This is a genomic window from Microbacterium oleivorans, assembly GCF_001644225.1.
GTDB lineage: Bacteria > Actinomycetota > Actinomycetes > Actinomycetales > Microbacteriaceae > Microbacterium > Microbacterium gawkjiense.
Window position 1 is genome coordinate 21372 of record NZ_LSTV01000005.1, and the last position, 17910, is coordinate 39281.

Consider the following 17910-nt stretch of genomic DNA (forward strand, 5'->3'; position numbering starts at 1 on the left):
GTGCCCGCCCCCCGCATCCGCCCCTTCCCGACCGGCTTCCTCTTCGGGGCCGCGACCGCCGCCTACCAGATCGAGGGCGCCGCCTTCGAGGACGGTCGCACCGCCTCGATCTGGGACGCCTTCTGTCGGGTGCCGGGGGCCGTCATCAACGCCGACAACGGCGACGTCGCGTGCGATCACTACCACCGCTACCGCGGCGATGTCGCGCTCATGAAGGAGCTGGGACTCGACACCTACCGGTTCTCCACGTCGTGGTCGCGCGTGCGCCCCGACGGCGGCGCGGTGAACCCGAAGGGCATCGACTTCTACGAGCGTCTCGTCGACGAGCTGCTGGGTGCCGGCATCCGTCCCTGGCTCACGCTGTACCACTGGGACCTGCCGCAGGCGCTCGAGGAGCGGGGCGGGTGGACGGCGCGCGAGACCAGCGAGCGGTTCGCCGAGTACGCCCTGTCGGTCCACGACGCGCTCGGCGACCGGGTGACGGACTGGACGACGCTCAACGAGCCCTGGTGCTCGTCGTTCCTCAGCTACACCGGAGGCATCCACGCGCCCGGCCGGTTCAGCATCGCCGACGGGATGCTGGCCTCCCACCACCTGTTGAGGGGGCACGGTCTCGTCGTCGAAGAGCTGCGCCGCCGCGACCCCGCGCTGAACCTCGGCATCACCCTGAACCTGACGGTCGCCGAGGCGGCGGACCCCGCCAGACCCGAGGACGTGGATGCGGCGCGCCGGATCGACGGGCAGTTCAACCGCTGGTTCCTCGACCCGATCTTCCGGGGGAGCTACCCCGAGGACATCGTCGGCGACATCCGCGCCGTCGACGCGGACGCGGTCGCGCGCTTCGAGGCGGCGGTGCTGCCCGGCGACCTCGACACCATCTCCGGGCGGCTCGACGTGCTGGGCGTCAACTACTACCATGGCGAGTTCGTCGGCGGCACGGCCCCCGCGGACCCGCCGCTGCCCGGCGATGCCCCGACCGACCGCGCGGTGGGATCGCCGTGGCCGGCGGGCGACGGCATCCACTGGTACGAGCGCGGTCTGCCCCGGACGGCGATGCACTGGGAGGTGCAACCCGAGGCGTTGACGGTGCTGCTTGAGCGGGTTTGGGACGAGTACGCGAAGGATGCCGGGACGGCGCTGTTCGTGACCGAGAACGGCGCGGCCTACGACGACGAGGCGGTCGTGGACGACGGCACTGTGCGCGTGCACGACGCGGACCGAGTCGAATTCCTGCGCGGTCACCTTGCGGCGATCCTGGATGCCGCCGACGCCGGCGTCGACGTCCGCGGCTACTTCTACTGGTCGCTCATGGACAACTTCGAATGGGCGTGGGGGTACGACAAGCGGTTCGGTCTCATCCGCGTCGACTACGCCACTCAGGAACGGACGTTCAAAGACAGCGCGCTGGAGTATCGTCGGGTCATCGCTGCCCGAGCGATGGAATGACTGCACTCCGCGAGGTGACCGTGTCCGATACGCTCCACTCCCCGGTGACGATCGAAGAGGTCGCCTCCGCGGCGGGGGTGTCCCGCTCGACGGTGTCGCGCGTCGTGAACGGGTCGACGGCCGTCAGCCCGGCGGCCCTCGCGGCCGTCCGTCGCGCGATCGACGAGCTCAACTACGTGCCGAACCGCGCCGCGCGCTCGCTCGCGAGCCGGGCGACGATGGCCATCGCGCTCGTCGTCCCCGAGGACACGACACGCTTCTTCGGCGACCCGTTCTTCGCGGCTGTCGTCAACGGGATCAACAAGCGGATCTCGAAGTCCGACTACGTCCTCAACCTGATCATCGCGAGCGACGACCCGAACGACAAGGCGACCGAGTACCTCCGCAGCGGTGCGGTCGACGGCGCGATCATCGTGTCCCACCACACGAGCGACGCCTTCATCGACCGCATCGCGGCGGCCATGCCCGTCGTGTTCGGCGGCCGGCCCGTGCGCCAGCGCGAACGCGACTTCTACGTCGACGTGGACAACGTCGAGGGCGGTCGTGTCGCGACGCAGCACCTGCTCGACCGCGGTCGGCGCAGGATCGCCATGATCACCGGCCCGACGACGATGCCGGGCGGCATCGACCGCCTGACAGGATTCCACGAGGCGCTGGACGCCGCGGGCCTGTCGCCCGTCGCGGTCGAGGACGGGGACTTCACCGCCGCGGGCGGTGCTGCCGCGGTCACGCGGATCCTCCGGTCGGGTGCCGAGTTCGACGGACTGTTCGTCGCGAGCGACCTGATGGCGGGGGCCGTCCTGACCGAGCTGACGCGCGCCGGCATCGGCGTCCCCGAGGACGTCGCGATCGTCGGCTACGACGATTCCCCCGTCGCCACGTCGGTCTCGCCCGCGTTGACGACGGTGCGTCAGCCGTCGCTCGAGCAGGGCGAGGTGATGGCGGACATCCTCCTCACCCTCTTGTCGGGCGGATACCCGCCGCGCGAGACCCTGCTCGACACCCAGCTGATCATCCGCGAATCCGCCTGACGCGGCTCACGCGACGGCGGTCGCGTGCAGCGTGTTGCGCCACGGGTCCGTGAAGGTCACCGTCCGACCGTCGTCGGCCGCCTGCACGCCGTGGTGTCGCAGGCGTTCGTTCAGTTCGCCGAGACCGTCGCGGTCGGGCAGGGCGAGGTCGACGCGGCCGAGACCGAGCGCCGGCATGCGCGGCCCCGCGCCGCGCGAGTTCCAGACGTTCATCGCCATGTGGTGGTGGTAGCCGCCCGCACTCACGAACAGAGCGGAACCGCTGAGCTCCGCCGTGACGTCGAACCCGAGGGTGTCGACGTAGAAGGAGCGGGCGGTCTCGACATCCCCCACCGACAGGTGGACGTGACCGACGGATGCCGCGTCGTCGGCGGTCGCGCCCGCTGCGGCGGCATCGGTCAGGTGCTCGCGGATGAAGGCGTTCGGGTCGAGGAAGAGCGTCGCCATCTCCACCCGTCCGTGCGTCCACGACCAGGCGCTCCGGTCGCGATCCCAGTAGAGCTCGATGCCGTTGCCCTCGGGGTCGGTGGCGTAGAAGGCCTGGCTCACGAGGTGGTCGGCGCTGCCCGTGAAGGTCTGGGGCGCGTGGCGGGCGAGGGAGTACAGGGCCGCCGCGAGCGCCGTCCGCGATTCGAAGAGGATCGCGGTGTGGAACAGTCCCGCGGAACCTGCGGGGGCGTGGCGCAGCGACGGTTCGGCTCGGAGCACGACGATCGGGCGGTTCGCGCGACCGAGCGTCACCGTGTCGCCCTCCGCGCCGAGCACCTGCAGTGTGAGGACGTCGCGGTAGAACCGGGTCATCCCGTCGAGGTCTCCGACCAGGAGCGTCACCGCGCCCATGGAGGTCGCGGGCGCGAGACGGTCCGGCGTAGGCGTATTCACATGAATCGGTAACGTCGCCGCTTCCCGTTTGTTCCCGCGCCCGCAGGGCGGAAGCTCAGTCCGGGTCGCCGCCGAGCTGACCGATCGGGACGATCGGGCCCCCGTCATCCGCCCCCGTCTTGCGTGCCCGGGCGATGGCGTTGCCGCCGTGGTAGATCGCGAGCGCGGCGAGGGTGCCGAGGACGATGCCGCCGAACTGCAGCTGGCCGAGGTCCATCGTGAAGTTGGCGATCGCGATGACGAAGGCGACCGCGACCGTGTACTGGTTGACCGGGCGGGAGAAGTCGACCTGGTTGTCGACCCAGATCTTGATGCCGATGACGCCGATGAGGCCGTAGAGGGCGGTCGTCACGCCGCCGATCACGCCGCTCGGGATCGTGAAGAGCACGGCGCCCACGACGGGCGAGAACGACAGCAGCACCGCGATGATGCCCGCCACCCAGTACGCCGCCGTGGAGTAGATGCGGGTGGCCGCCATGACGCCGATGTTCTCGCCGTAGGTCGTCGTGCCCGAGCCGCCGAACGCGCCGGCGAGGGTCGTCGCGAGTCCGTCCGCGACGAGGGCGCGACCGGTCCGCGTGTTGACGGTCGGGTCGCCGGTCATGGTCGCCACGCCGCGGACGTGCCCGACGTTCTCGGCCACGAGCACCAGCACCACCGGCAGGAACATCGGGAGCAGGCCCCAGGCGATCGGGTCGCCGAACGAGGGCAGGTGGAAGGCGGGCAGCCCGAACCACGCGCGGTCCTCGATGAGCTTCGCCACGCCGGTGAAGTCGACGCGGCCCATGAGGAGCGCCGCGATGTACCCGACGACGACACCGAGGAAGATCGAGACGCGTCCCAGGATGCCGCGGAACAGCACCGCGAACAGGATGCACGCGACGAGCGTGATCGTCGCGAGCACGGCGTCGGTCTTGAAGTTGTTCCAGGCGGCGGGTGCCAGGTTCAGGCCGATGAGAGCGACGATCGCGCCCGACACGACGGGCGGCATGAGCTTCTCGAGCCAGCGCGTTCCCGTCGCCTGCACGAGGAAGCCGATGCCGGCGAGCAGGAGGCCGGCGACGAACACGCCGACGAGCGCCTGCCCGATCTGCTCGGGGCTGTCGAGCGGCTTGCCCTCGCCCGGCCCGAAGGCGGTGATCGGCGCGATGAACGCGAACGACGACCCGAGGTAGCTGGGGAGGCGGTTCCGGGTGAGGAGCAGGAAGAGGAGGGTGCCGAGACCGGAGAAGAGCAGCGTCGTGCTGACGGGGAACCCGGTGAGCAGGGGCACGAGGAAGGTCGCGCCGAACATCGCGACGACGTGCTGGGCGCCGATGGCGATCGTGGTGCCCCAGCCGAGGCGCTCGCGGGGGGTGACGACGGCACCGGGGGCGACGCGACGGCCGTCGCCGTGGAGGGTCCAGATGGGCATGCGCGTACTCCTCGGGTGATGGGGGGGATGCCTGGCGTCAGGCTACCTGGGAGTCGGCTGAGTGCGTGGGAGCGACGCCGTCAGGACGTGAGACGTTCGAGCAGCTCGCGGTACTTCGCCGCCGTCTGCGCGACGATCTCGTCGGGGACGACGGGCGGCGTGCCCTGCTTATCCCAATGCGCCGCCAGCCAATCGCGCACGATCTGCTTGTCGAAGCTCGCCATGCGCGCGGCGGGGGTCTCGGCGGTGCGCCAGGTCTCGGCATCCCAGTACCGCGACGAGTCGCTCGTGAGCACCTCGTCGGCGAGGGTGAGGACGCCGTCGGCGTCGAGGCCGAACTCGAATTTCGTGTCGGCGAGGATCAGCCCCTTCGCCTCGGCGAGGGCGGCGGCGCGGCGGTAGATCTCGAGCGAGGCGTCGCGCAGCTCCGCCGCGCGCTCGGCGCCGACGAGCTCGACGGTGCGCTCGAACGAGATGTTCTCGTCGTGCTCGCCGAGCGGGGCCTTGTAGGCGGGGGTGAAGATCGGTTCCGGCAGGCGGTCGCCGTTGGCGAGGCCGGTGGGGAGGGGGATGCCGCAGACCGTGCCGTCGGCCTGGTACTCGACCCATCCCGAGCCGGTCAGGTAGCCGCGGACGACGCACTCGACCGGCAGCATGTCGAGCGAACGGACGACCATGCCGCGACCGTCGGTCGCGGCCGGCGGCGTCTGGCCGGGGAGGAGGTGGTTGGCGATCGCGCGGCCGCCGTCGGCACCGGCGAGCTGCTCGAACCACCACAGCGACAGCGCGGTGAGGAGGGCACCCTTGCCGGGGATCGCCGGATCGAGCACGTGGTCGAACGCGCTGACACGGTCGCTGGCGACCACGAGCAGTCGGCCGTCATCGGCTCCGTCGGAGGGCCGGTAGAGGTCGCGGACCTTGCCCGAGTACACGTGGGTCCATCCGGGCAGGGGGGTCGCGGCATCCGTCACCAGCCCATTATGTCGGGCGCGCGGAGCGCGTACCGTGGCGGGATGCGTCGCCCCCTGCTCGCCCTGACCGCCCTCGCGGTGTCGTTCGGACTGAGCGGCTGCGTCTCGACCGCCGCGGTCGATGACGCCGCGCCGACGCCGTCGACGTCCCCGACCAGGTCGGCCGAGGCCGCGCCGACCCCCACCCCCACCCCGACGCCCGAACCCGAGGAATCGGTGGACCCCTCGTACGCCGTCCCCGAGCAGGACCCGCTCGAGGCCTCGCGCCTGGTGTTCGAGAGCGATGCCGTCGGCGTCGACCCCGTGACGGTCGTGAGCGTGTCGAGCAGTGCGGTGAGGGACCAGGACTACGTGCTCGACTTCGACTGCATCCCGCGGGACGCCACCATCACGCTGTCCCTGTCGCCCGCCGTGGGCGAGGACGACCCTCCCGTGAACTTCTCCGGGCCCATCGCTCTCACGCAGGGATGCAGCGGGCCGGGACGGACGACCGGGATCCGTGTCGACCGGATGGTCGGCGTGCAGATCTCGATGACGGGCGACGAGGTGTCGCGCGCGTGGGCGGTGCTGCGTCCCGACCAGTGATCCCGGTGTCGTCGGACCGGCGTATAGTCCACATGGACTAATTCACCGGGAGGCTCCATGGCGCACGGGACAGCGACGCTCACGCCGACCGCCGTCATGCTCCTCGCGCTGCTGCACGAGGACGACATGCACGCGTACGAGATGGTGCGCCTGCTGCGCGAACGCCGCGCCGACCGGCTGATCGCCCTCACCCACGGCACGATCTACCACACGGTGGCCCGCCTCGAACGGCAGGGTCGCATCGTCGAGGTCGGCAGCGACCGCGACGGCAACCGTCCCGAGCGCACGACGTACGCGTCGACGGATGCCGGTGCCGCCGACCTCCTCGCCTGGATCCGCCGCGAGCTCGTGTCGGTCGACGACCCGGGCCGCTTCCGCATCGCGCTCACCGAGGTGCACAACCTGCCGCGCGACGAGGTGCTCGCGCTCCTCGCCCAGCGTCGGGAGCTGCTCGCGGCATCCCGGGACGCCCACCGGAGTGCGCACGCCCACGCGATCGCGCACGGATCGCACCCCCAGTTCCTCATCGAAGTGCACCGCCAGGCGGCGCTCCTCGACGCCGACATCGCCTGGCTCGACGAAGCGGTCGAGTTCATCCGTCGTCCCGACACCGTCTGGGGTGTCGTCGACATCCCCGCCACCGACCGCTATCTGGCACAGAGAGAAGCCGCACGCGCATGAGCGAGAGCACGTCCACCGTCCGCGCCCCGGGCGCACCCGCCGTCCCCACGAACCCCTGGCCCGCGCTCTGGGCGCTCGTCATCGGGTTCTTCATGATCCTCGTCGACACGACGATCGTCTCGGTCGCGAACCCCGCCATCAAGGCGGCCCTCGACCCGACCACGAGCAACCTCGACAACGTCGTGTGGGTCACGTCCGCCTACCTGCTGACCTACGCCGTGCCGCTGCTGGTCACCGGCCGTCTCGGCGACCGGTTCGGGCCCAAGAACATGTACCTGATCGGCCTCGCGATCTTCACTCTCGCGTCGCTCGCGTGCGGACTGTCGGGCTCGCTCATGGCCCTGATCATCGCGCGCGCCGCGCAGGGCCTCGGCGCCGCGTTGATGACGCCGCAGACGATGGCGGTCATCACCCGGACCTTCCCCGCCGAGCGCCGTGGCGCCGCCATGGGCCTGTGGGGCGCGACCGCCGGTGTCGCCACCCTCGTCGGTCCGCTCGCGGGCGGCCTGCTCGTCGACGGGTTCGGGTGGGAGTGGATCTTCTTCGTGAACATCCCCGTGGGCGTCGTCGCCTTCGTGCTCGCGTGGCGGCTCGTGCCGCAGCTCGAGACGCACCCGCACCGGTTCGACGTCCTCGGCGTCGTGCTGAGCGCGGTCGCGCTCTTCCTCATCGTCTTCGGCCTGCAGGAGGGCGAGCACTACGACTGGGCCGCGTGGGTGTGGGCGATGATCGCCGCCGGCGTCGTCGTCCTCGCGGTCTTCATCTGGACGCAGGGCCGTACGAAGAGCGAGCCGCTCGTGCCGCTCCAGCTCTTCCGCGACCGCAACTTCGCGATCTCCAATCTCGCGATCGCCGCCGTCGGCTTCACCGTCACGAGCATGGCGCTGCCGATGGCGTTCTTCACCCAGCTCGCCCGCGGACTGACGCCGACCGAGTCGGCACTGCTCCTCATTCCGATGGCGGTGCTCTCGGGTGTGCTCGCCCCCTTCGCGGGCCGCATCCTCGACCGCGTCGACCCCCGCGTGCTGCTGGTCCCCGGACTGACGCTGATGGCTGCGGGGCTCGTCGGGTACTCCCTGCTCATGAACACTGAGGCGCCGATCCTGCTGCTGCTGATCCCGTCGGCGGTCATCGGTGTCGCCAACGCGGGTATGTGGGGACCGCTCGCGACGACCGCCACGCGCAACCTGCCGCCGCAGCAGGCGGGTGCCGGGTCCGGCATCTACAACACGACCCGGACGATCGGGTCGGTCATCGGTTCGGCGGCCATCGCCTCCGTCATGCAGTCGCGCCTCGAGGCGAATCTGCCGGGGGCCGGCGACGCGACGGGCGGGGACTTCGGCGGCGGTGGCGGGATGCCTCCCGTCGTGGCCGAGGGGTTCTCCGCCGCGATGGCGCAGGCGATGCTCCTGCCCGCTGCCGTGATCGCGCTCGGCGTCGTGCTCGTGCTGTTCCTGCGCCGCCCCGCGCACCTCGCGGAGCGCTGAGCGCAGCGCTCGGTGGCGCGCGCGGGGTTCAGCCCGCGGCGCGGGCGGCGATGTCGCGGCGGTAGTGCCCGCCCTCAAGGGTGATGTGCGCGAGGGCGGTGTACGCCCGCTCGCGCGCGTCGGCGAGGTCGGCGCCCACCGCGACGACGTTGAGCACGCGGCCGCCGGTCGCGACGAGCGCACCGTCGGCGGTGGCGGTCGCGGCGTGGGCCAGATGCACGCCGTCGATGGATGCCGCGGCATCCGTCCCCTCGATGGCGCGACCGGTCTGCGGCGCCTCCGGGTATCCCTCGCTCGCGAGGACGACGGTGACGGCGGCCTCGGGGGAGAACTCGGGGGCCGGCTCGGACTCGAGCGTGCCGCTCGCCGCCGCCAGGAGCAGGCGCGACAGCGGGCTGCGCAGGCGCGCCAGCACGACCTGCGTCTCGGGGTCGCCGAAGCGGGCGTTGAACTCGATCACCTTCACGCCGGACTCGGTGAGGATGAGGCCCGCGTAGAGCAGCCCGATGAACGGGGTGCCCTCGGCGTCCAGCTGCCGGATGACGGGCTCGGCGACCTCCGCGGTCACCTGCGCGACGAACGCGTCTTCGCCGCCGAAGCGCTCGCCGAGCCAGGGGAGCGGCGAGTAGGCGCCCATCCCGCCGGTGTTCGGTCCCTCGTCGCCGTCGTACGCGCGTTTGAAGTCCTGCGCGGGGCTGAGCGGCCGCACGCTGTCGCCGTCGGAGACGAAGAAGAGCGAGACCTCGGGGCCGGCGAGGAACTCCTCCACGAGGACGGGACCGCTCGGCAAGTACGTGTCGGCGTGAGCGAGCGCCGCGTCGTGGTCGGACGTGACGATGACGCCCTTACCGGCGGCGAGACCGTCGGCCTTCACGACGTAGGGGGCGCCGAACTCGTCGATCGCCGCGGCGACCTCGTCACGGGTGTGCGCGCGCGCCGCGCGACCGGTCGGGACGCCCGCGGCATCCATGATCCGCTTCGCGAACGCCTTCGAGCCCTCGAGCTGCGCGGCGGCCTTGCCGGGACCGAAGACGGGGATGCCGCGCTCGCGCAGCGCGTCGGCGACGCCGGCGACGAGGGGGGCTTCGGGGCCGATGACGACGAGGTCGATCGCCGCCTCGTTCGCGTAGCCGGTGACGGCCGCGGGGTCGTTCTGATCGAGCCCGGGGACGATCCTCGCGTCGGCGGCGATGCCGGCGTTGCCGGGGGCCGCGAAGATCTCGTGCCCGGCGCCTTCCGCGGCGAGGGCGAGGATGATGGCGTGCTCGCGCGCGCCCGAGCCGAGGACCAGGATCTTCACCCCGTCAGCCTACCGACCGGCCTGCGCGCGTTACGGTGGCTGCCATGGCCCGCACGATCAGCACCGGCGACGGACGCGACGCCCTCGCGGCCGTCGCCGCCGGCACCGCGACGCGTCCCGAGACGGCGATGGCGGTCCGCTACCTGCTGCAGCTCCTGGTCGAGAAGGCGCCGGGCAACTCCGTCGAGGTCCGTGTGCCGCCCTTCGGCGCGGTGCAGGTCGTCGAGGGTCCGCGCCACACCCGCGGCATCCCGCCGAATGTGATCGAGACGGATGCCGCGACCTGGATCGCGCTCGCCACCGGACAGGTCGCCTGGGCCGACGCCGTGACCGCCGGCACAGTCAGGGCGTCGGGCGTGCGCGCGAACCTCGACGGGCTGCTGCCGCTGCGTCCCTGATGACGGTCAACGGAGGTTGCGCATGAATGACATCACGCTGACGACGGACTTCCTGCGCCGGTCGACCGAGGCGATGCTCAATTGGATCGAGCAGAACGTCGGCGAGACGGTGACGCTCGAGATGGACGAGTTCTGGTGGGTCCCGAGCGACGCCGCCTACGAGATGTCGCGCGACCCTCGGGAGCTCACCATCGGAAGCATCCGCGACTGCGTGGAGTTCGTGCAGCGGGGTGTCCTCGACGACGAGATCCCGATCGGCTACGGGTTCGTCTGGCTCGCGCAGATCTTCCGCGCCGTCGGAGATCAGGTCTCAGGCCGATGAGCGTTCTCGGAAGCTTCGTGAACGTCGTATCCGACGCCCTCAATGTGAACCCGGAGAACAGGGCGGCGGATCGAGCGGTCCGAATCATGGGCGGGTCGAGATTCTGGTGGCTGCGCACCGAGGCGGCGTGGATCGTCTCCGAGCAGGTGTACCCGTCGCGGGCACACCTGGAGATGCTCTTCTCCCTGCTGCACGACCGACACCCGCGTGTCTTCCTCTCCGCCGCGAGAGGTTTCGACATGCACTACGGCTACTTCTCTCGCGCTCACCTGAAGGAGGGGCTCGACACCATCGAAGCGGCACCCGCGGACGTCTGGAATCACTGGCCGAGTGCCGAAGCCATGAAAGCCGAGATGATCGAAGAACTCCGTTCCGCTCTCAACGCTGCGCCGACACCGGACGAGATGGAGATTCTCGCCGTCATCCTGCGGACATGCACCAGCGTGGTTCCGGCCGACGAGTCGGACATCCCGGGGCTCGAGTTGACCGGGGAACGCGTCTACAGCCGTATCGACGCGCTCATCGGACCGCTCGACGAGATCGGCGGGTTCCGGCTCGAGGGCGCCCCCGAACCGGCCGACACCGACCTGCTGCTGTCGTTGCGCGAGCTGCGCGTGTTCGAGTCCGCACTCGCGGCCGCTCGGGGCGCGATCGGTGATGAGGAGTTCGAGATCATCAGCGGCATCACCGTCGCCGAAGCGGTCGACTGCATTGCGCGGATCGAGCAGCGCATGGCCGCCGCGGAGCCCCCGCTCCTCTAGTCGCGCTCTCCGCACCCACCCCGCCGGTACGATCTCCTGCGGAGAGGAACCGCATGCAGGCACGACACCTCGGGGTGAACGCGCGTTCGGCGATCCTCGCGATCGCCCTGGGGGCAGTCCTTTTTCCCGTGACAGCTCTCCCCGCTCACGCCGCCCCCCGCACCTGCACGGTGACGGAGGCGAAGGTCCTGTGGGATGCCGGTGCCGCCGACGTGCAGCCGACGGGTTCCGTCACCGCCGCCGACGCCGCCCTCACGTTCGACGGCGGCGCCGGCGTGCTCGAGCCGGTCCGCCCGTCCGGCAGCCTCAGCTTCGACGGGACCGTCGCCTACACGAGCGCCGCGGGCGTCGAGACGACGCTGTCCGCCCCGACCCTCGTGATCGACGGCGGCTCGGGCACCCTCTTGTTCGACGTGCAGCCCGAGGGGACGGAACTGATCCCGCAGGCGGCGCTCGCCGAGGTCGACCTCCGCGCCGTCGCCGTCTCGGAATCGGGCGACACCATCAACCTCGACGGCGTCGACGCGCAGACCGACGCGACCGCCGACGGTTCCGACCTGCTCTGGGCGGGCACCCTCGGGGACCTCGATCTCACCGTGACCGCGGACTGCACCACGATCGCCGACACGGCGGTCGTCGAGGAGGAGGAGCAGGATGCCGCGGCCTCCGGCATCCTCGTCCCGCTCATCGTCGTCGGGATCGCCGCGACCGTGACGGTCGTCCTCGCCGTCGGATCGGTCCAGCGGCGCAAGCGCAACAGCGCCCGCGCCGCCCAGCCGGAGACCGTCGGCGACCCGCTCCCCTGAGGCGGGGGTGGACAATGGAAGCATGGCCGAGCACTCCGAAACGCACGTCGAGTCCGCCGAGCTGCGGCGCACCCCGCGGTTCGCGGCCTTCTTCGCCGTCGGGGCGGCCCTCGGCATCCTCGTCGCCCTCATCCTGACGTTCGCGTTCGGCGACGGAGCGATCAGCGAGAGCACGGGAGCGCGGTACTCGCAGAGCCAGGTGTTCGGCTTCCTGCTGCTGTGGTGCGTGCCCGCCGGCATCGCGGTCGGTGCGGTCGTCGCGCTCGTCTTCGACCGAGTACTCGGCAAGAAGCACCGCACCGTGCGCATCGAGCGCGAGCGCGTCGAGGGCTCCGAGGACTGAGCCCGCCTCAGGCGAGCTCGGCGATGATCGGCTGGATCGCCGGATCGAACGCCGCGACGTCACCGCGCAGGCCGTCGGTCACGGCGATCGTCAGCGAGCCGATCCACCAGACCCCGCGCTGCGTGAGCGGCAGCACCTGCACGTTCAGCTCGAACGAGTGCGCCCGGCGGCCGACGCGGCGCTCGTGCTCGGCGATCGCGCTCGCGTAGGCCCGGTAGCTGCTCGCCGATCCGGCCCGCGCCTGCATCGTGTAGCGATCGGCGGCCCACCGCGCGAAGGCGACGGCATCGTCGGCGAGCGGCGCCATGGCGGCGCGCAGCTCGTCGAAACCGTCGACGGGGAGCACGGCGAGCGTCTCGTAGCCGTCGACGAGATCGAGGGGCACGGGGGAGGGGTGCGCCTGCGGTTCGACCGCCATCGCCCAGTACGCGAGCCACTGCCGCTGCAGCAGGCGGGCGTCGTCGTCATCGCCGGCGGGCGGTGCCGCGGGGGCTCCCCGCAGGTGGGGCAGCTCTTCGGGGGCACGGATGCCGAGTGCCTGGCGCACGAACAAGGCGACGAGCACCGTCGTACTCGCGTCCTCCCGCACCACCCATTCGGGCCGCTCAGCCCCGCTCATGGCGCCATCCTATGGCTCGCCTGTGGTCCCCGTCCGCTCCGCGTCGCCTCCGCGGCGGAGGCAGGCGGCGTCCGGGGGCCGGTAGGCTGTGCGGGTGGCCTCGACTCCCACCGATCCCTACTCCGCTGCCGGCGTCGACACCGCGGCGGGGGATCTCGCCGTCGAGTTGATGAAATCGGCCGTCCGTCGCACCCAGGGCCCCGAAGTCCTCGGCGGCGTCGGCGGTTTCGCCGGCCTCTTCGACGCCTCGGCCCTCCTCGGGTACACGAAGCCCCTGCTCGCGACCTCGACCGACGGCGTCGGCACGAAGGTCGCCATCGCGCAGGCCCTCGACAAGCACGACACGATCGGCCAGGACCTCGTCGGCATGGTCGTCGACGACATCGTCGTGGTCGGCGCGAAGCCGCTCTTCTTGACGGACTACATCGCGACGGGCAAGGTCTTCCCCGAGCGCATCGCCGACATCGTCCGCGGCATCGCCGACGGCTGCGCCGCGACCGGCACGGCGCTCGTCGGCGGCGAGACGGCCGAGCACCCGGGCCTGCTCGGCGTCAACGACTACGACGTCGCGGGAGCGGCGACGGGAGTGGTCGAAGCGGATGCCGTCCTCGGCGCCGACCGGGTGCGTTCGGGCGACGTCGTGCTGGCGCTCGCCTCGAGCGGTCCCCACTCCAACGGCTACTCGCTGATCCGCCACATCATCGCGAACGCCGGCATCGGGTACGGCGACAACGCCGCCGACTTCGGTCGCACGTGGGGCGAGGAGCTCCTCGAGCCGACGCGCCTCTACACGTCGCCGCTGCTGCGCGCGATCGACGCGCACCCGGGCGCCATCCACTCCCTCAGCCACGTCACCGGCGGCGGCATCGCGGCCAACCTCGCCCGCGTGCTGCCCGTCGGCACGTGGGTCGACGTCGACCGCGCCACGTGGTCGCCCCCTCCCGTCTTCCGCGTCCTCGCCGACATCGGCGGGCTGTCGCTCGAGCAGACCGAGGGCACCTGGAACCTCGGCATCGGCTTCCTCGCCGTCGTGTCGGCCGAGGCCGCCGACGCCGCGGCATCCACCCTCTCCGCGGAGGGCATCCACACCTGGCAGGTCGGGACGGTGTCGGATGCGGCACTGCCGGCCGGCGACTACGAGCAGGGCGCGAAGGGCGTCGACGGCGGCGCGGTCCGTCTCGTCGGCTCCTACGCAGAAACGGACTGAGCTACACCCATGTGCGGAATCGTCGGCGTCGTCGGACAGGGACCCGCCAACCAGGAGGTCTACGACGCACTGCTGCTGCTGCAGCACCGCGGGCAGGACTCGACCGGCATCGCGACAGCGGAGTCGAGTGGCATCTTCCACATCGCGAAGAACCGCGGGATGGTGCGCGAGGCGTTCCGCACCCGTGACATGCGCTCGCTCCTCGGCACGATCGGCCTCGGCCACGTCCGGTACGCGACGAAGGGGACCGCCTCGAACGAGGAGGAGGCGCAGCCGTTCTACGTGAACGCCCCGTACGGCATCGTCCTCGTCCACAACGGCAACCTCACGAACACGCGCGAGCTCACCGAGGAGCTCTTCCGCACCGACCGCCGCCACCTCAACACGAGCTCCGACACCGAGCTGCTCGTCAACGTCCTCGCGAACGAGCTGCAGGCCGTCATCTCGGGGCTCGAGCTCGACCACGAGCAGATCTTCGAGGCCGTCACGCGCGTGCACCAGCGCGTGGAGGGCTCGTACGCCGCCATCGCCCTGATCGCCGGGTACGGTCTGCTCGCCTTCCGCGACCCCTTCGGCATCCGTCCGCTGATCCTCGGCACCCGCCGGGCCGAGAACGGCCGGTACGAGTGGACCGTAGCCTCCGAGTCGCTCGTCCTCGAGAACGGCGGCTTCGAGGTCGTCCGCGACGTCGAGCCCGGCGAGGCGGTCTTCATCGATCTCGACGGCAACCTCTTCACGAAGCAGTGCGCGCCGAACCCGAAGCTCGTGCCCTGCTCGTTCGAGTACGTCTACCTCGCCCGTCCCGACTCGGTCATGAACGGCATCTCGGTCTACGAGGCCCGCCTCCGCATGGGCGAGCGCCTCGCCGACACGATCGCGAAGTACACCCCCGAGGGTTCGATCGACGTCGTCATGCCGATCCCGGACTCCTCACGTCCCGCCGCGATGCAGGTCGCGCGCAAGCTGGGCATCGAGTACCGCGAGGGCTTCTACAAGAACCGCTACATCGGCCGGACGTTCATCATGCCGGGCCAGGCGATCCGCAAGAAGAGCGTGCGCCAGAAGCTCAACGCGATGTCGACCGAGTTCAAGGGCAAGAACGTCCTCCTCATCGACGACTCGATCGTGCGCGGCACCACCTCGCGCGAGATCATCCAGATGGCACGGGATGCCGGGGCCACCTCGGTGACGTTCGCCTCGGCCGCCCCTCCCATCCGCTTCCCGCACGTGTACGGCATCAACATGCCCTCGCGTCACGAGCTCGTTGCGTACAACCGGACGATCCCCGAAATCGCCGAGGAGCTCGGGTGCGACTACCTCGTGTACCAGGAGATCGACGACCTGAAGGCGGCGATCCTCGAGGGTGCGCCCGACGTCGAGGACCTCGACATGAGCTGCTTCGACGGTCGGTACGTCACCGGCACGGTGAGCGACGAGTACCTCGCGTGGGTCGAAGGCACCCAGGAGTCCTGAGCCGCCTAGGCTGAATCGGTGACGTCCCCCGATCCCCTCGCCGTGCGTCGGGGTCGGATCCTCGCCCTCGTCGGCATCGTCCTGCTCGCGTTCTCGCTGCGCTCGGCGGTCGCGTCGCTCTCGCCGCTGTTCGATGCGATCGGCGAGGACTTCGTCCTTCCCGCCGCGGTGCTCGGCCTGATCGGGACCGTGCCCCCGCTGTGCTTCGCGGTGTTCGGCCTCCTCGCCTCGGGGTTCGAGCGCCGCTTCGGGCTCGAGCGGACCACGCTCGTCGCACTCGGCGCCGTCGCCCTCGGCTTGGTGGCGCGCGCCGCCGCCGGCGACGCGTACGGGCTGCTGCTCGGCTCGGCGCTCGTGTTCGCCGGGGTCGGGGTCGGCAACGTGCTCCTGCCCGCGCTGGTCAAGAAGTACTTCCCCGACCGCATCGGCCTGATGACCACGGTCTACTCGACGATGATGGCGATCTCGACCTTCGTGCCTCCGCTGGTCGCGGTGCCCGTGGCGGATGCCGCGGGGTGGCGCACGTCGCTGGGGCTCTGGGCGGTCTTCGCCCTGGCCGGGCTCGCCCCCTGGATCGTGCTCGCGCTGCGCGCCCGCCGCGCCGCCCTCGCCGAGGTGGACCTCGAACCCGTGAGCACACGCGTGTTCGGGCGGATGTGGCGGTTGCCCACCGCCTGGGCGCTCGCCGTCACCTTCTTCGTCTCGAGCGCCGTCGCCTACACGTCGTTCGCGTGGCTGCCGAAGATCCTCGTCGACACGGCGGGCGTGACGCCGCAGGTCGCCGGCACGCTGCTGTCGCTCTTCGCGCTGATCGGGCTGCCCGCGTCGCTCGTCGTGCCGGTGCTCGTCGCCCGGCGGGGCGTCGTGCTGCCGCTGTTCATCGTCGCCTCGGCCTCGGGGGTGCTCGGCGCCGGCGGGCTGCTGGTGGCCCCGGCATCCGCCCCCTGGCTCTGGGTCGCTCTGCTGGGCATCCTGCCGCTGCTGTTCCCGCTCGTCCTGACGTCCGTCGGGCTGCGCACGCGCACGCACGACGCGACGGTCGCGCTGAGCTCGTTCGCGCAGAGCCTGGGTTACGGCGTGACGATGCTGATGCCGATCGGGGTCGGCCTCATCCACGATGCGACGGGATCATGGACGGTGCCGCTGGTCATGCTCCTCGCGATCTCACTGCTCGCCGTGCCGGCGGGCGTCGTGATCGCGCGACGGAAGACGGTCGAACAGGAGTGGGAACAGCGCCACGGTTCGTGGTGAGCGGACGAGCGAGAGGTCAGGCCTTCTCGAAGGATGCCGGGGCCGCGGCCGACGGGTCTTCTTCGTCGTCCTCGTCGGCGTACTGGTCGGCCCACTTGTCCTCGTACTGCTCGTCACCGGGCGCGCCGAGCTCACGCTCGAGCGCGTTGATGTTCAAGCTGTACGTGTCGTACTTCAGCTCACGGGCGATCTTGGTGTTCTTCGCCTTTTGACGGCCACGCCCCATGCGTAACCCCCTCATTTCACGAGTGCGGGCTTGGTCCGGCAGCCCGACGAGTCACAGTCCGGCAGTGGCCGGGAAGAGTAGCATTCAGGGTACCACGGAGCGTTCCCACCGCCCTCGCGGCGGGGATCCAGGAAGGGTGATCCGACATGTCCGATGCCGTATCGCAGCCGCAGACCCGCCGTCCGCATCGCCCCGTGATCGCGGGGATCGTGCCCGGGCAGCCGGCCCGCGTCCTCCGCGAAGCCGCGCAGTACGCCCGGCTCCACGGCGCCGCCCTGCTGATCGCCCACGTCGACATCACCCGGTTCGTCTCGTACGAGGATCCCGACGGCTACGTCCACACGGCGCCGATCAACCTCGACGCGATCCCGAGCGAGGCGCTCGAGGCCCAGCTGCGCGACCAGGCCACCGCGGCGCTGTCGGGCATCGACGTCGCGTGGTCGCTCGAGATGCTGGCGGGCGACCCGGCGCTGGCGATGAAGGACCTCGCCGAGCGCACCGAGGCGCGTCTCATCGTCGTCGGCACGCGCAAGCGCGGCATCGGCGACTCGATCCGGGAGTTCTTCACGGGGTCGGTCGCGGCACGCCTCGCGCACCGGCAGCCGCGCCCCGTCCTCGTCGTCCCCCTGGGGGAGCCCGTGAAGGACGACGAGGACCCGTGGCGCGACCGGCAGGACTGGCCCGAGGAGCTCTGGCCCGGCGGCTGA

20 protein-coding genes are annotated in these 17910 nt (G+C 71.0%); 14 read left to right on the plus strand and 6 right to left on the minus strand.

The genetic code is table 11. The features are described from left to right. Window positions 1–1446: a GH1 family beta-glucosidase gene (locus AYL44_RS11775; RefSeq protein ID WP_064003939.1), complete on the plus strand. Its 1446-nt coding sequence runs from the start codon at window positions 1–3 to the stop codon at window positions 1444–1446. Then, window positions 1443–2477, plus strand: a complete 1035-nt coding sequence (locus AYL44_RS11780) for a LacI family DNA-binding transcriptional regulator (protein ID WP_064003495.1) — start codon at window positions 1443–1445, stop codon at window positions 2475–2477. The genes AYL44_RS11775 and AYL44_RS11780 overlap by 4 nt, the downstream gene beginning before the upstream one ends. Window positions 2478–2483: 6 nt before the next feature. Here the strand turns inward: AYL44_RS11780 and AYL44_RS11785 are convergent, their stop codons facing one another. The 3 genes from AYL44_RS11785 to AYL44_RS11795 all read right to left on the minus strand — a co-directional run bounded on the left by AYL44_RS11785 (window position 2484) and on the right by AYL44_RS11795 (window position 5744). Further along, window positions 2484–3317 (minus strand): VOC family protein, encoded by an 834-nt coding sequence (locus AYL44_RS11785; RefSeq protein ID WP_197471651.1) that lies wholly within the window; start codon window positions 3315–3317, stop codon window positions 2484–2486. Between the two features lie 97 nt (window positions 3318–3414). Continuing rightward, window positions 3415–4773: a uracil-xanthine permease family protein gene (locus tag AYL44_RS11790; protein WP_064003497.1), complete on the minus strand. Its 1359-nt coding sequence runs from the start codon at window positions 4771–4773 to the stop codon at window positions 3415–3417. Between the two features lie 80 nt (window positions 4774–4853). Continuing rightward, window positions 4854–5744: a phosphoribosylaminoimidazolesuccinocarboxamide synthase gene (locus AYL44_RS11795; RefSeq protein WP_064003498.1), complete on the minus strand. Its 891-nt coding sequence runs from the start codon at window positions 5742–5744 to the stop codon at window positions 4854–4856. A 42-nt stretch (window positions 5745–5786) separates the two neighbouring features. On the opposite strand from AYL44_RS11795, the gene AYL44_RS11800 reads away from it, so the two are divergent. From AYL44_RS11800 to AYL44_RS11810, 3 genes are read left to right on the plus strand one after another with little or no spacing between them, the layout of a single operon-like run. Further along, window positions 5787–6329, plus strand: coding sequence for a hypothetical protein (locus tag AYL44_RS11800; protein ID WP_064003499.1), 543 nt, complete (start codon window positions 5787–5789; stop codon window positions 6327–6329). 57 nt (window positions 6330–6386) lie between these two features. Further along, window positions 6387–7010, plus strand: coding sequence for a PadR family transcriptional regulator (locus AYL44_RS11805; protein WP_064003500.1), 624 nt, complete (start codon window positions 6387–6389; stop codon window positions 7008–7010). Continuing rightward, window positions 7007–8497 carry an MFS transporter gene (locus tag AYL44_RS11810; RefSeq protein WP_064003501.1) on the plus strand — a complete coding sequence of 497 codons (1491 nt, stop codon included), beginning with the start codon at window positions 7007–7009 and terminating at the stop codon, window positions 8495–8497. The genes AYL44_RS11805 and AYL44_RS11810 overlap by 4 nt, the downstream gene beginning before the upstream one ends. A 28-nt stretch (window positions 8498–8525) precedes the next feature. On the opposite strand, the gene purD is transcribed toward AYL44_RS11810, so the two are convergent. Next, a complete protein-coding gene (gene purD, locus AYL44_RS11815) occupies window positions 8526–9797 on the minus strand; it encodes a phosphoribosylamine--glycine ligase (RefSeq protein ID WP_064003502.1) in 1272 nt (423 codons plus the stop codon). 44 nt (window positions 9798–9841) lie between these two features. On the opposite strand from purD, the gene AYL44_RS11820 reads away from it, so the two are divergent. The 5 genes from AYL44_RS11820 (at window position 9842) to AYL44_RS11840 (ending at window position 12427) form a co-directional block, all read left to right on the plus strand. After that, the gene (locus AYL44_RS11820) at window positions 9842–10195 is read left to right on the plus strand and encodes a sterol carrier family protein (RefSeq protein ID WP_064003503.1); all 354 of its coding nucleotides are present in this window, start codon (window positions 9842–9844) and stop codon (window positions 10193–10195) included. Between the two features lie 22 nt (window positions 10196–10217). Further along, a complete protein-coding gene (locus AYL44_RS11825) occupies window positions 10218–10517 on the plus strand; it encodes a hypothetical protein (RefSeq protein WP_064003504.1) in 300 nt (99 codons plus the stop codon). An 86-nt stretch (window positions 10518–10603) separates the two neighbouring features. Continuing rightward, a complete protein-coding gene (locus tag AYL44_RS11830; RefSeq protein ID WP_064003505.1) occupies window positions 10604–11278 on the plus strand; it encodes a hypothetical protein in 675 nt (224 codons plus the stop codon). A gap of 128 nt (window positions 11279–11406) precedes the next feature. Beyond that, the gene (locus tag AYL44_RS11835) at window positions 11407–12084 is read left to right on the plus strand and encodes an HtaA domain-containing protein (RefSeq protein WP_197471652.1); all 678 of its coding nucleotides are present in this window, start codon (window positions 11407–11409) and stop codon (window positions 12082–12084) included. Window positions 12085–12106: 22 nt separating this feature from the next. Beyond that, the gene (locus AYL44_RS11840; protein ID WP_064003507.1) at window positions 12107–12427 is read left to right on the plus strand and encodes a hypothetical protein; all 321 of its coding nucleotides are present in this window, start codon (window positions 12107–12109) and stop codon (window positions 12425–12427) included. A gap of 7 nt (window positions 12428–12434) precedes the next feature. On the opposite strand, the gene AYL44_RS11845 is transcribed toward AYL44_RS11840, so the two are convergent. Further along, window positions 12435–13046 (minus strand): hypothetical protein, encoded by a 612-nt coding sequence (locus AYL44_RS11845; protein ID WP_064003508.1) that lies wholly within the window; start codon window positions 13044–13046, stop codon window positions 12435–12437. Between the two features lie 88 nt (window positions 13047–13134). Between AYL44_RS11845 and purM the strand changes: the two genes are divergently transcribed. Genes purM through AYL44_RS11860 form a run of 3 tightly spaced genes read left to right on the plus strand, consistent with a single transcriptional unit; the run spans window position 13135 to window position 16977 of the window. Continuing rightward, window positions 13135–14253 carry a phosphoribosylformylglycinamidine cyclo-ligase gene (gene purM / locus AYL44_RS11850; protein ID WP_064003509.1) on the plus strand — a complete coding sequence of 373 codons (1119 nt, stop codon included), beginning with the start codon at window positions 13135–13137 and terminating at the stop codon, window positions 14251–14253. 9 nt (window positions 14254–14262) lie between these two features. Then, entirely contained in the window at window positions 14263–15726 is a 1464-nt protein-coding gene (purF, locus tag AYL44_RS11855; RefSeq protein ID WP_064003510.1) for an amidophosphoribosyltransferase, read from the plus strand. 18 nt (window positions 15727–15744) lie between these two features. Beyond that, window positions 15745–16977: an MFS transporter gene (locus tag AYL44_RS11860; RefSeq protein ID WP_064003511.1), complete on the plus strand. Its 1233-nt coding sequence runs from the start codon at window positions 15745–15747 to the stop codon at window positions 16975–16977. 16 nt (window positions 16978–16993) lie between these two features. Here AYL44_RS11860 and AYL44_RS11865 read toward each other — a convergent pair whose 3' ends face one another. Beyond that, window positions 16994–17203: a DUF3073 family protein gene (locus AYL44_RS11865; RefSeq protein ID WP_064003512.1), complete on the minus strand. Its 210-nt coding sequence runs from the start codon at window positions 17201–17203 to the stop codon at window positions 16994–16996. A gap of 146 nt (window positions 17204–17349) precedes the next feature. Here AYL44_RS11865 and AYL44_RS11870 point away from each other — a divergent pair, with 146 nt between their 5' ends. Beyond that, a complete protein-coding gene (locus AYL44_RS11870; protein WP_064003513.1) occupies window positions 17350–17910 on the plus strand; it encodes a universal stress protein in 561 nt (186 codons plus the stop codon).

Bases quoted from the DNA above. Each gene is read 5' to 3' on its own strand.
- AYL44_RS11780 (WP_064003495.1), top strand. From the start codon at position 1,443: ATGACTGCACTCCGCGAGGTGACCGTGTCCGATACGCTCCACTCCCCG.
- AYL44_RS11785 (WP_197471651.1), bottom strand. From the start codon at position 3,317: ATGGGCGCGGTGACGCTCCTGGTCGGAGACCTCGACGGGATGACCCGG.
- AYL44_RS11790 (WP_064003497.1), bottom strand. From the start codon at position 4,773: ATGCCCATCTGGACCCTCCACGGCGACGGCCGTCGCGTCGCCCCCGGT.
- AYL44_RS11800 (WP_064003499.1), top strand. From the start codon at position 5,787: ATGCGTCGCCCCCTGCTCGCCCTGACCGCCCTCGCGGTGTCGTTCGGA.
- AYL44_RS11805 (WP_064003500.1), top strand. From the start codon at position 6,387: ATGGCGCACGGGACAGCGACGCTCACGCCGACCGCCGTCATGCTCCTC.
- AYL44_RS11810 (WP_064003501.1), top strand. From the start codon at position 7,007: ATGAGCGAGAGCACGTCCACCGTCCGCGCCCCGGGCGCACCCGCCGTC.
- AYL44_RS11820 (WP_064003503.1), top strand. From the start codon at position 9,842: ATGGCCCGCACGATCAGCACCGGCGACGGACGCGACGCCCTCGCGGCC.
- AYL44_RS11825 (WP_064003504.1), top strand. From the start codon at position 10,218: ATGAATGACATCACGCTGACGACGGACTTCCTGCGCCGGTCGACCGAG.
- AYL44_RS11830 (WP_064003505.1), top strand. From the start codon at position 10,604: ATGGGCGGGTCGAGATTCTGGTGGCTGCGCACCGAGGCGGCGTGGATC.
- AYL44_RS11840 (WP_064003507.1), top strand. From the start codon at position 12,107: ATGGCCGAGCACTCCGAAACGCACGTCGAGTCCGCCGAGCTGCGGCGC.
- AYL44_RS11845 (WP_064003508.1), bottom strand. From the start codon at position 13,046: ATGAGCGGGGCTGAGCGGCCCGAATGGGTGGTGCGGGAGGACGCGAGT.
- purF (WP_064003510.1), top strand. From the start codon at position 14,263: ATGTGCGGAATCGTCGGCGTCGTCGGACAGGGACCCGCCAACCAGGAG.
- AYL44_RS11865 (WP_064003512.1), bottom strand. From the start codon at position 17,203: ATGGGGCGTGGCCGTCAAAAGGCGAAGAACACCAAGATCGCCCGTGAG.
- AYL44_RS11870 (WP_064003513.1), top strand. From the start codon at position 17,350: ATGTCCGATGCCGTATCGCAGCCGCAGACCCGCCGTCCGCATCGCCCC.